The sequence below is a fragment of the Rhodospirillales bacterium genome, assembly GCA_016872535.1.
Classification (GTDB): Bacteria; Pseudomonadota; Alphaproteobacteria; order Rhodospirillales; family 2-12-FULL-67-15; genus 2-12-FULL-67-15.
On record VGZQ01000026.1, the window covers coordinates 1 to 13,751 of the forward strand.

Annotated in this window: 13 protein-coding genes, 2 tRNA genes and 1 pseudogene; 4 read left to right on the forward strand and 12 right to left on the reverse strand. The window is 62.9% G+C overall.

From position 1 onward, the window contains the following. A pseudogene (locus tag FJ311_06945) lies at positions 1–323 on the forward strand (transposase). 396 nt (positions 324–719) lie between these two features. On the opposite strand, the gene FJ311_06950 reads toward FJ311_06945, so the two are convergent. Further along, positions 720–809: transfer RNA gene (locus FJ311_06950), tRNA-Ser, on the reverse strand. Positions 810–966: 157 nt separating this feature from the next. Here FJ311_06950 and FJ311_06955 point away from each other — a divergent pair. Next, positions 967–1,518, forward strand: a complete 552-nt coding sequence (locus tag FJ311_06955) for a hypothetical protein (protein ID MBM3951175.1) — start codon at positions 967–969, stop codon at positions 1,516–1,518. Here the strand turns inward: FJ311_06955 and lepA are convergent. Continuing rightward, positions 1,499–3,304 (reverse strand): elongation factor 4, encoded by a 1,806-nt coding sequence (gene lepA / locus FJ311_06960; GenBank protein ID MBM3951176.1) that lies wholly within the window; start codon positions 3,302–3,304, stop codon positions 1,499–1,501. The genes FJ311_06955 and lepA overlap by 20 nt on opposite strands. Before the next feature lie 214 nt (positions 3,305–3,518). On the opposite strand from lepA, the gene FJ311_06965 reads away from it, so the two are divergent. After that, entirely contained in the window at positions 3,519–4,616 is a 1,098-nt protein-coding gene (locus FJ311_06965) for an ABC transporter substrate-binding protein (GenBank protein MBM3951177.1), read from the forward strand. 86 nt (positions 4,617–4,702) lie between these two features. Here the strand turns inward: FJ311_06965 and FJ311_06970 are convergent, their stop codons facing one another. The 4 genes from FJ311_06970 to FJ311_06985 form a co-directional block, all read right to left on the reverse strand. Continuing rightward, positions 4,703–6,298: a TRAP transporter large permease subunit gene (locus FJ311_06970; protein ID MBM3951178.1), complete on the reverse strand. Its 1,596-nt coding sequence runs from the start codon at positions 6,296–6,298 to the stop codon at positions 4,703–4,705. A gap of 14 nt (positions 6,299–6,312) precedes the next feature. Continuing rightward, positions 6,313–6,852, reverse strand: a complete 540-nt coding sequence (locus tag FJ311_06975) for a TRAP transporter small permease subunit (protein ID MBM3951179.1) — start codon at positions 6,850–6,852, stop codon at positions 6,313–6,315. Positions 6,853–6,940: 88 nt separating this feature from the next. Then, a complete protein-coding gene (locus tag FJ311_06980; protein MBM3951180.1) occupies positions 6,941–7,240 on the reverse strand; it encodes a YggT family protein in 300 nt (99 codons plus the stop codon). 85 nt (positions 7,241–7,325) lie between these two features. After that, a complete protein-coding gene (locus FJ311_06985; protein MBM3951181.1) occupies positions 7,326–8,615 on the reverse strand; it encodes a hypothetical protein in 1,290 nt (429 codons plus the stop codon). A 225-nt stretch (positions 8,616–8,840) separates the two neighbouring features. Between FJ311_06985 and FJ311_06990 the strand changes: the two genes are divergently transcribed. After that, positions 8,841–8,916 (forward strand) — tRNA-Ala (locus tag FJ311_06990). Positions 8,917–8,951: 35 nt separating this feature from the next. Here the strand turns inward: FJ311_06990 and soxA are convergent. Genes soxA through FJ311_07020 form a run of 6 tightly spaced genes read right to left on the reverse strand, consistent with a single transcriptional unit; the run spans position 8,952 to position 13,711 of the window. Beyond that, positions 8,952–9,734 carry a sulfur oxidation c-type cytochrome SoxA gene (soxA, locus tag FJ311_06995; GenBank protein MBM3951182.1) on the reverse strand — a complete coding sequence of 261 codons (783 nt, stop codon included), beginning with the start codon at positions 9,732–9,734 and terminating at the stop codon, positions 8,952–8,954. Further along, entirely contained in the window at positions 9,731–10,057 is a 327-nt protein-coding gene (locus FJ311_07000; GenBank protein MBM3951183.1) for a thiosulfate oxidation carrier complex protein SoxZ, read from the reverse strand. The genes soxA and FJ311_07000 overlap by 4 nt, the downstream gene beginning before the upstream one ends. Next, positions 10,054–10,587, reverse strand: a complete 534-nt coding sequence (locus FJ311_07005; GenBank protein MBM3951184.1) for a SoxY-related AACIE arm protein — start codon at positions 10,585–10,587, stop codon at positions 10,054–10,056. Before FJ311_07005 ends, FJ311_07000 begins: the two co-directional genes overlap by 4 nt. 21 nt (positions 10,588–10,608) lie before the next feature. Next, complete coding sequence (gene soxX / locus FJ311_07010) at positions 10,609–11,025, reverse strand: sulfur oxidation c-type cytochrome SoxX (protein ID MBM3951185.1); 417 nt, start codon at positions 11,023–11,025, stop codon at positions 10,609–10,611. A gap of 29 nt (positions 11,026–11,054) precedes the next feature. Next, the gene (locus FJ311_07015) at positions 11,055–13,250 is read right to left on the reverse strand and encodes a xanthine dehydrogenase family protein molybdopterin-binding subunit (GenBank protein MBM3951186.1); all 2,196 of its coding nucleotides are present in this window, start codon (positions 13,248–13,250) and stop codon (positions 11,055–11,057) included. Between the two features lie 11 nt (positions 13,251–13,261). Next, on the reverse strand, positions 13,262–13,711 hold the full coding sequence (locus FJ311_07020; GenBank protein ID MBM3951187.1) for a (2Fe-2S)-binding protein: 450 nt from the start codon (positions 13,709–13,711) through the stop codon (positions 13,262–13,264). Positions 13,712–13,751 lie beyond the last annotated feature (40 nt).

Sequence of the window (13,751 nt, forward strand, 5' to 3'; positions counted from 1 at the left end):
CGCCTGAACACCGCCTTGCCGCCGACCGGCGCGGCTTGCGTTATCCCAGCGATCTGACCGACGCCGAATGGGCCTTGGTCGCGCCGCTCATTCCGCCGGCCAAGCCCGGCGGGCGCAAGCGCACGGTCAATGTGCGCGAGGTCATCAACGCGATCTTCTATGTGCTGTGGACCGGCTGTCAGTGGCAGGCCCTGCCCAAGGATCTGACGCCACGCAGCACAGTCTATGACTACTTCGATCTGTGGGACTGGGACGGCACGCTGGAGCGGCTGCATCATGCGCTCTATGTTCAAGAGCGCGAACGTCAAGGCCGCGAGCCGAGCAGCAGGGCATTGTTTTCGAAGGGCTGACACCCCGCAAAACCCGTTTGGGGCGCGCGGCGTCGCGCGACTCTTTCCGCGCATGCGCTCTTGCCCGCACCGCTACCGTCATTTGCGCGGCTGGGTCATCGTTGATGGCGGGTTGCAGCACAAAGCGGAGGAAAGAGCAGAGCACAACGGTAAAGCCGGGCAAACTCCGCAATGCACTGAAAGAACTCGACTCCGTGCAGCTTTATCCCAACGGGAGCGGTTAAGTCGGAAAGAGACGGAGACGGGAAAATGGGGGTGCTCGGCACCCATGGCCGGTCTCCGCAGTAAACCCACCTTTCGGAAAACCTTCGGAGAGCAAAAGAAATTCTGCAGCGGCCCGAGGCAGAACCCGAGTTGTTCAAATAGTATTGGCGGAGGGAGTGGGATTCGAACCCACGATACGGTTTCCCGTATACACGCTTTCCAAGCGTGCGCCTTAAGCCACTCGGCCATCCCTCCGGTCGTTTGTCGAGCGACAAGGGCCCCCCGCGCGACGGGCGCACCATATCGGAGCGGGCACGGACCGGCAACGGGCGGGGCTGGCTGAAATCTCCCCGATAATCGCGCCCGCCCACATCCCTTGCCCTCGGGGCGGTTCCTGGCCCATAACGGCCCCATGCGCGCGGGGATTCTCACGGTCGGCGTCGTCCTTCTTGGCCTCGCCTTTTTGTCGCTGGCGGGCGAGATCGCCGTTCGCGGTCCGATCGAGACGCGCGGTCTCTATCTCTCGGCGGAGGAGCTTTGGGCCGGGCTCGCGCCCCAATCCCACGCCGAATTCCGCTCGTGGTTCCGTTCCGCCGCTCGTCCGCTCTGGACGTTCGGCTTCGAGCCGCTTCTCAAGGCGCCCGCGTGGCTGCTGCTCGGGCTGCCGGGAGTTCTCGCCGTCGTCTACGGCCGCCGCCGCGACACCACGCCGACGGACATCGATCCCGACGAAGTGTTTCTGTACGAAGAACTCGCCAAGCGCGCCAAGGAAGAGGGTCACGCCAACGCCGACGATCGCTTCCCCGCGGACGACTATGCGGCGGCCGAGGCGTCCGCGCGCGAAGCCGCCGCCGATCTCGCGCGGAACCCCATCGTTGCGCCTCCTGGCGAATCGCGCAACGCAAGCCCGGCACCGGAATCGGATACCGCTAAACCGCCGCCCGTCAATCGTCCCCTGTCTTGAGGGCGGCCAGGAACGCCGACTGCGGAATCTCGACCTTGCCGAACTGGCGCATCCGCTTTTTGCCTTCCTTCTGTTTTTCGAGCAGCTTTCTTTTGCGCGTGATGTCGCCGCCGTAGCATTTCGCGGTCACGTCCTTGCGCAGCGCGCTTACGGTTTCGCGCGCGATGACCCGCCCGCCGATCGCCGCCTGAATGGCGATCTTGAACAGCTGGCGCGGGATCAAATCCTTGAGCCGCTCGCAAATCTGCCGGCCGCGCGATTCGGCGTGCGAACGATGGGCGATGAACGCGAGCGCGTCGACCGGGTCGCCGTTGACCAGGATCGTAATCTTGACCAAGTCGCCTTCGCGGTAAGGGGTCAACTCGTAATCGAAGCTCGCATAGCCGCGCGAGACGGATTTGAGCCGATCGTAGAAATCGAATACCACCTCGTTGAGCGGCAGGTTGTAGATCAGCATGACCCGGTCGCCGACGTAGGTCAGCTCCACCTGTTCGCCGCGCCGGTCCTCGCAGAGCTTGAGGATGCCGCCGAGGTGCGCGTCGGGCACCATGATGGTGGCCTTGATCCAAGGTTCCTCGATTCGGGAGATGCGCGCGGGATCGGGCATGTCGACCGGATTGTGCAGTTCCTTCGTCGTACCGTCGGTGAGGTGGACACGGTAGACGACGCTCGGCGCGGTGGTGACCAGATCGAGGTTGAATTCGCGCTCGAGCCGTTCCTGCACGATCTCGAGGTGCAGCAGGCCGAGGAACCCGCAACGAAAACCGAAGCCGAGAGCGGCGGACGATTCGGTCTCGAAGTGGAAGCTGGCGTCGTTGAGACGAAGTTTCTGCAGGGAATCGCGCAAATCCTCGAATTGCGCGGCGTCCGAGGGATAAAGACCGCAGAACACCACCGGGACGGAGGGCTTGAAGCCCGGCAGCGGTTCGGCGCAAGGGCTTCGGGCATCGGTGACGGTGTCGCCGACATGGGTGTCGGCCACCGTCTTGATCGCGGCGGTGAGAAAGCCGACTTCGCCGGGGCCGAGTTCGTCCACTTTCATCGGCTTCGGCGTGAACACGCCCACCTGTTCGACTTGGTAATCCGCGCCCGTCGCCATCAGTCGGATTTTCATGCCCCGGCGGATGGTCCCGTCCTTGATGCGAACCAGGATCATGACCCCGAGGTAGGAATCGTACCAGGAATCGACCAGGAGGGCGCGCAAGGTTGCGTTGCGCTCGCCCGCGGGCGGCGGCAGCCGCGTGACGATCGCTTCCAGCACCAGATCGACGCCAAGGCCGCTTTTGGCGGAAATCGGAATCGCGTTCGACGCGTCGAGACCGATCACATCCTCGATCTGCTTGCGGACTTTTTCGGGTTCGGCGGCGGGCAGATCGATCTTGTTGAGGATCGGCACGATTTCGAGATCGTTGCCGATGGCGAGATAGGCGTTGGCCAGCGTTTGCGCCTCGACCCCCTGGGTCGCATCGACCACGAGCAACGCGCCTTCGCACGCGGCGAGCGAACGGCTGACCTCGTAGGCGAAATCCACGTGGCCGGGGGTGTCCATCAGGTTGAGCTGGTAGGCTCTGCCGTCTTTGGCGGTGTAGGCCAGCCGCACGGTCTGCGCCTTGATGGTGATGCCGCGCTCGCGCTCGATATCCATGGAATCGAGCACTTGCTCGCGCATTTCGCGTTCGGGCAGCGCGCCGCACATCTGGATCAACCGGTCGGCGAGCGTCGACTTGCCGTGGTCGATGTGGGCGACGATCGAAAAATTGCGGATCAGCGAGAGATCGGTCGTCATGGGCCGCGCTTCTAGCATTCCGGACAGGTCAAGGCCATAGGCCGCGCGGCCGTTGGGGCGGCGATTTGTTGCGGGGGTGCAAGGAGCGGGCTATCCTTGCCTGACCTTGCCGCGGGGGTAGTTTTCCGCAGGCCGCCTCTGGCCGTACGGTTCGGTCGCGGTAGGGCGGCAAAATAAAGCGACTTCAAACGCAGAACAGGGAGCCACCCGACCAATGAAACGGCGTCAATTCTTCAGGACCGCCGGCGTGGCCGGCATCGCTGCCACCGCCCTGGCCAGACCCGCCATCGCGCAGGGCCAGCCGGAGATCAAATGGCGCCTCGCCTCCAGCTTCCCCAAGAGCCTCGATACCCTCTACGGCGCGGCCGAGGTCGTTGCCAAGCGCGTCGCCGCAATGACCGACAACAAGTTCCAGATCCAGGTGTTCGCGGGGGGCGAAGTCGTGCCCGGGCTGCAGGTTCTGGACGCGGTTCAGGCCGGCACCGTCGAGTGCGGCCACACCGCCCTCTACTACTACGTAGGGAAGGATCCGACGTTTGCCTTCGATACCGCCATCCCCTTCGGCTTGAACTGCCGCATGCAGACGGCGTGGATACTTCAGGGCGGCGGGCTCGAACTGATCCGAGAGTTTCTCAAGAGCTACAACGTCGTCAACTTCCCGTGCGGCAACACCGGCGCGCAGATGGGCGGATGGTATCGCAAGGAAATCAAGAAAATTGACGATCTCAAGGGACTCAAGATGCGGATCGGCGGATTCGCCGGACAAGTATTGAGCCGGGTCGGCGTGGTGCCGCAACAGATCGCGGGCGGCGACATCTATCCGGCCCTGGAAAAAGGCACCATCGATGCGGCCGAATGGGTCGGCCCCTACGACGACGAAAAACTCGGCTTCCACAAGGTCGCGAAATACTACTACTACCCCGGCTGGTGGGAAGGCGGGCCGCAGCTTTCATTAGTCGTCGGTCTCAGGCAATGGGAAAGCCTGCCGCCGGCCTATAAGGCGGCGCTGGAGACGGCCTGTCACGAAGGCTATAACTGGATGATCGCCAAGTATGACGCCGGAAATCCGGCGGCGTTGAAGCGTCTGGTCGCCGGTGGTGCCCAGATGCGGGCTTTTCCGAAGGAGGTGATGGACGCGTGTTTCCAGGCGGCCAACGAGCTGTACGCCGAAACCGCGGCCAAGAACGCCAGCTTCAAGAAAATCTACGACGCGTTCGTGAAATTCCGCGAGGATCAGTTTACCTGGTGGCAGTTCGCCGAGGCCCGGTTCGACGGCTACATGATCGGCGCTACGCGTCCCAAAAGGGGATAGCCGGCCTGTACACCTCGACGACGTTCGACCCCGCCATCGCGGCGGGGTCTTCTCTTTTAGGGCAAGCGGCAACGCGCCGGTCGGACTCAGCGCTTGGGTTCGGGCTCAACCTGTGGCGTGTCGAGGTCGTAGGCCGGTTCGGGACTCTCGATGATGATCGTATTCAGATCCACGTCCAACGGCGCGTGCAGAAAGACGGTCACCAGCTTCGGATAGGCGATCACCAAGCCGACCATGACGAGCTGGAGCAGCACCCACGGGATTGCGCCCCAATAGATGTCGGAACTGCGCACCTCGGGCGGCGCGACGCCGCGCAGGTAGAACAAGGCGAAGCCGAACGGCGGGTGCATGAACGACGTTTGCATGTTGACGCACACCATGACGCCGAACCAGATCAACGCGGCATCCGGGCCGACGATCGGCGCCAGGAGTTTCTGCGCGGTCGGAGCAATCAAGGGCAAAACGATGAACGCGATCTCGAAGAAATCGAGGAAAAACGCAAGGAAGAAGATGAACAGGTTGATGAAGATCAGAAATCCCCAAACGCCGCCCGGAATCGAAGTCAGCAGGTGCTCGATCCAAACGCCGCCGCCGATGCCTTGGAACACGGTCGAGAAGGCAGTCGCTCCGATGAGGATAAAGACGACCATGGCGGTCAGGCGCATGGTCCGCTGGTAAGCCTGCACGATTAAGTCGCGCAAATCGTCGAGCCTGATCGCCTTCACCACGAGCCAAGCGACGGCAAGATAAGCTACGGCGAGAGCGATCCGAAAGAGAAGATGAATGTCCTTGAGAAAAATAACGGCCGCGACGGCGACACCGACACCGGCGGTGCCGATCCACATGGCCCAGCGGCCGTCGCGCCCCAACTTCGGATGGTGCAGCACCGCGAGGACGAGGGCGCCGACCGCCCCGACTGCGCCCGCTTCCGTCGGAGTGGCGAGGCCCAGCATCATCGTGCCGAGCACCAGGAAAATGAGCACGGCCGACGGGATGATGCCGGCCAGGCATTTAAGCCACAGCGCCCAGCCCTGCAATGTCCGGTCGGCTTTGGGCACCGGCGGCATCCACTCGGGCTTGGCAAGGCCAAGCAAGAACGTATAACCGGCGAAAAGCGCTATTTGCAGCAGCGACGGGCCCCAGGCGCCGAGATACATGTCGCCCACGGATTTGCCGAGTTGATCGGCCAAAACCACCAGCACCAGGGACGGCGGGACGAGTTGGGTAATGGTTCCCGATGCCGCCAGCACGCCCGTCGCGTAGCGCATGTTGTACTTGTAGCGCATCATGACCGGAAGCGAGATCAGCGCCATGGCGATGACCTGCGCGGCAACCGTGCCCGTGACCGCGCCGAGGATGAACCCGACCAGAATGACCGAATATCCCAGGCCGCCGCGGGCGGGACCGAACAGTTGTCCCATGGAATCGAGCATGTCCTCCGCCAAACCGCAGCGTTCCAGGATCATGCCCATGAACGTGAAAAAAGGGATGGCCAACAGCAAGTCGTTGGATAAAACCCCGCCGAAGATGCGCAGCGGAATCGCGCCCAGGAAGTCGACGGGAAAGAGTCCGATTTCGATCCCGATCAATCCGAAAAACAGGCCGACGGCGGCAAGCGAGAATGCCACCGGGTAGCCGATCAGGGTAAACACCACCAGGCCGCCGAACATCAAGAGCGGCATCAGGCCGCCGGCGGTCACTGGAGCGGCCTTTCATAGCGGGAATCGACGGCGATCCGGCCGCGCAGCGCGGCAATGCGCTTGATGATCTGGGAGATCCCTTGCGCGGCGAGCAAGACGAAGCCGCAAGGCACGAGAAATTTGACCGGCCAGCGGACCAGCCCTCCGGCGTTGTTCGATTGTTCGTTGATGAGGAAGGACTCGTAAAAAAACGGCCATGAAAGCCAGGCCATCAGCAGGCACATCGGCAGGAGGAAGAACAGGGTTCCGAATATTTCGACCCAATGCTTCGCCGTGTCGGAGTAACACAGATATATAATGTCGATGCGGATATGCTCGTTGCGCCGCAGGGTCAATGACGTTCCCAGCAGGACGGCGGCCGCGAACATGTACCATTGCACCTCAAGAAAGGCATTGGAGCTTATGCCGAAGGCATAGCGGATCATGGCGTTGGCGGCACTGACGGCGCAGGACAAAACGATCATCCAGCCGGCGAATCGGCCGAAATGATCGTTGATCCAATCGATCGCGCGGCTCAGTCGGAGAAGCGCTTGCATCAGGATCGGTTCCGGCGAACGCGAGGCGCCGCCTCGGTGCAACCCCGTTTCGGTCCCGCATCCGGCTCGCGCGGCGGCTCGATGGCGATCAAACGAGTTTCGCCAAAAGCCGTACGAGGACGTCCTTGGCGAAATACAACGCCAAAATCAGGACGACCGGGGATATGTCGATGCCGCCGAGATCGGGAATTATGCGTCGAATCGGACGCAAGGCGGGCTCCGTCGCCCGGTACGTGAATTCGAGCACGTAATAGACGAATCGATTGGAGGTGTTGATGACGCGAAAATGCACCAGCCAACTTGCCGCTACGCCGATGATCACGACCCAGATATATAATTCGACCGCGGTCGAAACGAGGGCGATGAGCGGCGCGACGACGACATCCATGGCTTGCGGATTCCCATGTTTTCCCGTCGGTTAAGGGGTGCCGACCAGCCTAACAATGCTGCCCGTCGCCGCGCAAGTCCGAGGTTTAGCGGGCGGAGACGCGGTTGTCGGATTTTCTGCAATATGGCCCGACGATCCAGGCCACGGCGATCATCGCCACCGCGCCCGCGACGCCATGCAGCGCGTTGCCGACCATCAGGGAGATATTGCTTTCCTGGTAGGCCAACGGGAACAAGATGCCGATGGTCAGCAGAGGCAGGATAGGACTTCGTGTTCCGGCTGTACCGCGGCGGGCCAAACCTCCGAGGATGAAACCGGAAAGACCCAAGCCGAGAACGACGCCTACCAAGCCGAAATTAATGTAAAACTCGACAACCCAAGGCAGGTTGATCGATGTCGTCATATCGCCGGGACTGAGAATCCGGTAAAGATGCCCGATCTGGTTACCGATGTCCTCGCGCGGTTTCTCCGGCCAAACGAATCGCGGGATCGGTACGTACAACAACGGGCGCAAGGTTTCGCCCGCGAAGAAAGGCACCCGAGCGGGCGTTTCCGAAACCGCGCGGTCAAGCAAGCGAACGGTTGAAATACGCCGCAGCACCTGGTCACGCGCCCAGGAAATTCCCGCGTTCGCGAAATTGATGCGATCCGCGTTCGATCGGCATGTTTCGAAAGCAGATGCGAAAACTCGGCGGGCAAGCGGCGGTTCGATGTTAAGTTCGGACTGGCATATTTTCACTATTTCCAGCGGCAGGGGCGTTCGCTTGAACGGATATACCGACAGAATCAACGCGAACAATATTCCCCAGATCAGCCATTTACGCCGGCCGTAGATCACTTCCAAAATTCCAAGAAACAGGACGCCGAGAAACAACAATGTCCCCTGGCGAAGAGGCGCCAGGGACAGCAATACGAAAACGAGCGCGCCGTAACCGATCCAGCGCGCGAGGCGCGAGACGGACCGGGTGATTTGCCCGTGACGGACGGCGGCCAAGGAAAAAAAGAACGCGCTGTGAGATAGCTGATAGACAATCGGCGGGCGTATCTCGAGAAGGTAAAACATTGCGACTGCAAAGAGATTGAAAGCGCACAACAGATACAGAATATCGGTCTTGACCAAGGAGAAATCCGGCGGAGGGGTTTCCGCCGAACGGGCCGCCCGAATTCGTGCGGCGCGAATTCCCGATAGATAGCCGAGAATCAGGGCGGCAACCCCCGCGCCGAGCACCGCGAACGTCGCAAGCCCGATCGGGGTCGCGTAATAGCCATGGATCTCTCCCGGAACCGGCTGGGGGAATAATGTCGAATGCTGGGTTAACCCGCTGACGACGTAAAAAACGAAATAGTAGGCCAGCGACAGGATCAGCAGGATCACCGGAAATCTTTCGAAGGTTGGAGATTGTGTTTGCATGGCCGGAACGGACGTTGACATGGGGATCGAAAAGATCCGGCAACGTCGGGAAATGGTTATATTATGGCGTACCTCTTTCCAATGTCTGAAGAAAGCGGGGTTTCTTGACAGGGCATGGAGGGCTCCCCATTATGCGCCCCGCTTCGCGGGAAATGGGGGCTGGACCGTCCATCCCGCCACCCGGTTTCCGGGGCCGTAGCTCAGTTGGGAGAGCGCCTCGTTCGCAATGAGGAGGTCAGGGGTTCGACTCCCCTCGGCTCCACCATTTTCCGGTATCATCGCGGTACCGTGCGCGCGACGTCACGGCCTGACCGCCGGACTTTCCATCGGCAGGCCGCGCGCGCGCCACATCAAATACGTTTCCAGCGCCAGATACTCGGTCGCGCCCGGCGGATAATAGGCGGCGCGCATCCCGAACAGGCAGGCGCGCAGCCGCCGGTATAGCGAGCCCAACGACTGCCATTCGAGGCGATAGAGCGGATAGCCGGTCGTGTGTCCCTGGGAGAGTGGCAGCCCGGCGAGCTTTCGGCCCCAGTTGGCTTCGTGGCAATGGGCGCACGACAGATCGAGATGTCCCTGGCGGGCGATGAACAACTGGCGCCCCGCCGCGATGGTCGTGGCGAGCGCCTTTTCGTCAATCGTGATCGGCAGGTTGCGCGACTGCCGCGCGACGTAGGCGGCGAGCGCAAGCGATTCCTTGGCGTCGGGCCCGAGCGGGGCAAGGCCCTGGCGCTCGACGCGACACGCCTCGATCCGGCCGGCGAGATTGACAACCTGGCCACGTTTTTCGTCGTACGCCGGATGGCGCGCGGCCACGCCCTTCATGCTTTCCGTCCCATCGCCGTGGCAATCGGCGCACGCCTTGCCGGCGGTGGTCGCCTTCGCCGACCACAACGCTTCTCCTTCCAGCACCCACAGCATGCCGGGGTTGGCGGTATCGTCATCCTGCATCGCCTTGAGTGCGGCGCTCATCTGGTCGTAACCGGAGCGACGCTCGGCAAGGGGAATATCATCCGCGCGCGCAGGCGGGTTGGCGACCGCGAGGAAGGCGGCGATGAAGACAAAAAGACGCGCGGCGTTCATTCCACCGCGATCTTCGCCCGATGGGTGGCGGCAAATCCGTTATCGCCGGTCCAGCGCAACTCGATGGTTCCGCTTTCGGTCGCGACGGTGTGGAAGGAAATGAACGGATTGGCGGCGACCGCGGGGAAGAATTGCGCGCTGAAAATTTCCTCGCCGTTGTAGAGCGCGACGAACGACGTGATGATGTCGCGCGGGCGAAGAACGCCGGTGGTGGTGTAGCGGAACCCGTTTTCCATCACGTGCCCGATCAGCGCGCTGATGGCGATGATTTCACCTTTCCTCGCCTTGGCCGGCACGTTGACGATGGCGCGCGGCGCGGTCATGTGTCCTCCAGGCAGGCGCCACCGGTGACGACGATCTCGGCCCGGTCGGACCAGAACGTGCCGTCGGACATTTCGGCGATCGCCGTAACCTTCTGCGTGTCGGCCAGCCGAATGCGCGCCGAAAATTTGGCGAGCCCGGCACGCGGACCGAGACGCACGCCGATTACGTTCGGCTGCGGGTTGCGTTCGGTGAAAATGTGGACGGACTTGACGTAGTCCGCGGGCGTCATCGGGCTCTGGACCGTGACCGTGCAATGGACCGAATTGCCGTTCTCGACGATGGGCGGCAGATCCAGCTTGACCCGGCCGGGAGTAACCTTGGCCCCGCCGGTTACCCGGTGGACGGCGGCTTGAATTTCGGCCGGGGTCAGGGGGCGCGGCGAGCTCCGACTGCCGGCCTGGAGCTGCGGCGGCACTTCGTTGGCGGGCGAACGCCTGGGGGCGAACACAGCGACGACCGCGGCGAACGCGGTTGCGAAACGCAAAAATGCGCGCCGACCGGCGGTGTCGTGTTCCGTTCGCGGGGCCATGGTCATGACGCTATTTTACGATCATTCCTTGAGGGTCGCCAGATACGCCACCACGTCTTCGATTTGTTCGGCGGTGAGAATACTGCGTCCGCGATAGGCGTCGGGCACGCGGACGAGGCCCTCGATGCTGTAGAAAGGCGGCATAATGGTGTCGGGATTGACCCGCCGCTGGTCGACGACGCGGAGCCGGATCTGGCCTTCGCTCAGGCGGGAGCCGACACCCCGCAAATCGGGGCCGATGGTGCCTTGCAACGTCTCTTCGGGGATCGGGCCGGGATGGCAGAGCAGGCAGAAGCCCACCTGCCGGTCGCCGACGATCGCGCGTCCGCGCCCCGCGTCGCCCCGGGCGCCGGTGAGCGACGCCGGGATCGAGTCGCCGGAGACGGCGAAGGGTTTTAATCCCGCCGCCGCCGCCGGGCCCGACAGAAATCCGGCCAGAACGACGGCCGCCGCCCGAACGCCCCTGTTCACGCCATCTCGATCTTGTGGTTCTTGAGCGGGAAGGTGCGGATGCGTTTGCCGGTCGCCGCGAAGTAGGCGTTCAGCACCGCCGGTGCTGCGACGCAAATGGTCGGCTCGCCGACGCCGCCCCACGGATCGCTGCCGCGGGACGGCATGACGATCGATTCTACCTTCGGCATGTGGGCGATGCGCATCGAATTGTAGGTATCGAAGTTGGTTTGTTCGATGCGGCCGTCCTTGACCGTGCACTCCTGGAAGAAGAGGGCGGAGAGGCCATAGACGAACGAGCCCGAAATCTGGCGTTCGATCTGCGCGGGATTGACCGCGTAAATCGGATCGGTCGCGGCGACGATGCGGTGGACCTTGATCTTATTGCCGCCGTCCGAAACCGAAATTTCGGCCGCCGCCGCGACGTAACTCGCGAACGACTTCATCTGGGCGAGGCCGCGGAAGATGCCCGCCGGGGCCGGCTTGCCCCAGCCGATCTTGTCGGCGACCGCGTTGAGGACTGCGAGGTGTTTCGGGTGCTTGCCCATCAGCTTGCGGCGGAACTCGAGCGGGTCCTGGTTCACGGACTTGGCCAGCTCGTCCATGAAGCATTCGATGAAGATGGCGTTCTGGTTGATGTTCACGCCGCGCCAGAACCCCGGCAGAATGTGCGGGTTGCGCATCGAATGGTCGACCAGCAGGTTGGGAATCGAATAGCCGAAGGCGAAATCCCCCGACGGCCACAAACCCTGGAAGGTGAGTTGGTCCTTACCCTTGTCCAGGCCCTCGGGGCGCGCGCTCGCCAGAATCGACTGGCCCGAAAGCCGGATGTGCAACGCGGTCAGGTTGTTGTTGGCGTCGAACCCGCCCGTGAGCTTGCAATGCATGACCGGGTGATAGCGGCCGTGCAGCATGTCTTCTTCGCGCGTCCACAACAGCTTGACCGGCGTTCCCGGCATCTGCTTGGCGATCAACACCGCCTGGGTGACGTAGTCGTGGAAGTTGCCGCGCCGGCCGAAGCCGCCGCCCAAGTCGATCTTATGAACATCGACTTTGCTGGCCGGAAGGCCGGACGCCTGCAACGCCGCCGCGAACGCCGCTTCGCCGTTCTGGGTCGGAACCCACACCTCGCAGCGGTCCGCGGTGTAGAGCGCGGTTGCGTTCATCGACTCCATGCAGGCGTGGTTCTGATAGGGATAGAAATAGAACGCCTCGAGCTTCTTGGTGGCGGAGGCGAGCGCGCCCTTGGCGTCGCCGTTCTCGTTGCCGACGAAGGCTTCGCTCGCGGTCAATCCGGCCTTGAGCCATTCGTCGATCGAAGCGCTGGAGACCTTGGCGTTGGGGCCTTCGTCCCAGACGATGGGCAGCGCGTCCATCGCCATCTTGGCCCGCCAGAAGGTGTCGGCGACCACGGCGACGGCGGTTTCGCCGACCGGGACCACCTTTTTGACGCCCTTCATGCCGGCGACCTTGGCGGCGTCGAAGCTTTTCACCTTGCCGCCGGTCACCGGGCAATCCTTGATGGTCGCAACCAGCATGCCGGGCAGCTTCAAGTCGAAGCCGTAGACTTTCCGTCCGTCGACCTTGTCGGCGGTATCGAGCCGCTTCATCGACTGGCCGATGATCTTCCACTCCTTCGGGTCCTTGAGCTTGACCGAATCAGCGGGCGGCGGGGTCAATTTCGCCGCCGCCTCGGCCACCTTGCCGTAGGTAGTGGTGCGTCCGGACGTCTTATGGGTGATGACGCTGTTGGCTACGGTGCACTCCGCGGCCGGGACGCCCCAGCCGTTGGCGGCAGCCTGGACCAGCATCATGCGCGCCGACGCACCGCCCCGGCGCACGTAGTCGTGCGAAGTGCGGATACCGCGGCTGCCGCCGGTCGAGAAATCGCCCCACACCCGGTTGCGGGCGACGCTTTGCCCCGGGGTCGGGTATTCGGTGGTGACTTTGTTCCAGTCGCACTCCAGCTCCTCGGCAACCATCTGGGCGAGGCCGGTGATGGTGCCTTGCCCCATCTCGGAACGCGCGACGCGGACGACGACCGTGTCGTCGGGCCGGATCACGACCCAGGCGTTGATTTCGGGCGAGCCGTCCTTGGCGCGGACGACCTTGGGCCCGCCATCGGGCAGTGCAAAACCGAGCATAAATCCGCCACCGGCGGCGGCGGCGCTGACGACGAAGGAACGGCGGCTGATGTTCGGAATGTAATTCATGGTCGCCCCCCTCAAGCCTTGGCCGCGGCGTGAATCGCCTGGCGCACTTCCTGGAACGTGCCGCACCGGCAGATGTTGGTGATCGCTTTGTCGATGTCCGCGTCGGTTGGCCGGGGTTTTTCCTTGAGCAGGGCGGCGGCGGCCATGATCATACCCGACTGGCAATAGCCGCATTGCGGCACGTCGTGGTCGATCCAAGCCTTCTGGATCTTGTGCAGCACCCCGCCTTGGGCGAGGCCCTCGATGGTGGTGATGCTTTTGCCTTCGACCGCGCTGACGGGCAGCGAACAGGAGCGCACCGGCTGGCCGTCGATGTGCACGGTGCAGGAACCGCACTCGGCGATGCCGCAGCCGTACTTGGTGCCGGTCAAGCCGACATGATCCCGGATCACCCACAACAGCGGCGTATCGGCCTCGACGTCGATGGTATGAGGCTTGCCGTTGATCGTCAGTCGCGCCATGAACTCCCTCCCTGGATGTTCGTTTCCGCAAAAATCCGAA

Excerpts from the sequence above, each read along its gene's own strand:
- FJ311_07000 (MBM3951183.1), bottom strand. The coding sequence starts at position 10,057 with ATGACCGCGCCGCGCGCCATCGTCAACGTGCCGGCCAAGGCGAGGAAA.
- lepA (MBM3951176.1), bottom strand. The coding sequence starts at position 3,304 with ATGACGACCGATCTCTCGCTGATCCGCAATTTTTCGATCGTCGCCCAC.
- FJ311_06965 (MBM3951177.1), top strand. The coding sequence starts at position 3,519 with ATGAAACGGCGTCAATTCTTCAGGACCGCCGGCGTGGCCGGCATCGCT.
- FJ311_06975 (MBM3951179.1), bottom strand. The coding sequence starts at position 6,852 with ATGCAAGCGCTTCTCCGACTGAGCCGCGCGATCGATTGGATCAACGAT.
- FJ311_06955 (MBM3951175.1), top strand. The coding sequence starts at position 967 with ATGCGCGCGGGGATTCTCACGGTCGGCGTCGTCCTTCTTGGCCTCGCC.
- FJ311_07005 (MBM3951184.1), bottom strand. The coding sequence starts at position 10,587 with ATGGCCCCGCGAACGGAACACGACACCGCCGGTCGGCGCGCATTTTTG.
- FJ311_07015 (MBM3951186.1), bottom strand. The coding sequence starts at position 13,250 with ATGAATTACATTCCGAACATCAGCCGCCGTTCCTTCGTCGTCAGCGCC.
- FJ311_06970 (MBM3951178.1), bottom strand. The coding sequence starts at position 6,298 with ATGCCGCTCTTGATGTTCGGCGGCCTGGTGGTGTTTACCCTGATCGGC.
- FJ311_07020 (MBM3951187.1), bottom strand. The coding sequence starts at position 13,711 with ATGGCGCGACTGACGATCAACGGCAAGCCTCATACCATCGACGTCGAG.
- soxA (MBM3951182.1), bottom strand. The coding sequence starts at position 9,734 with ATGAACGCCGCGCGTCTTTTTGTCTTCATCGCCGCCTTCCTCGCGGTC.
- FJ311_06980 (MBM3951180.1), bottom strand. The coding sequence starts at position 7,240 with ATGGATGTCGTCGTCGCGCCGCTCATCGCCCTCGTTTCGACCGCGGTC.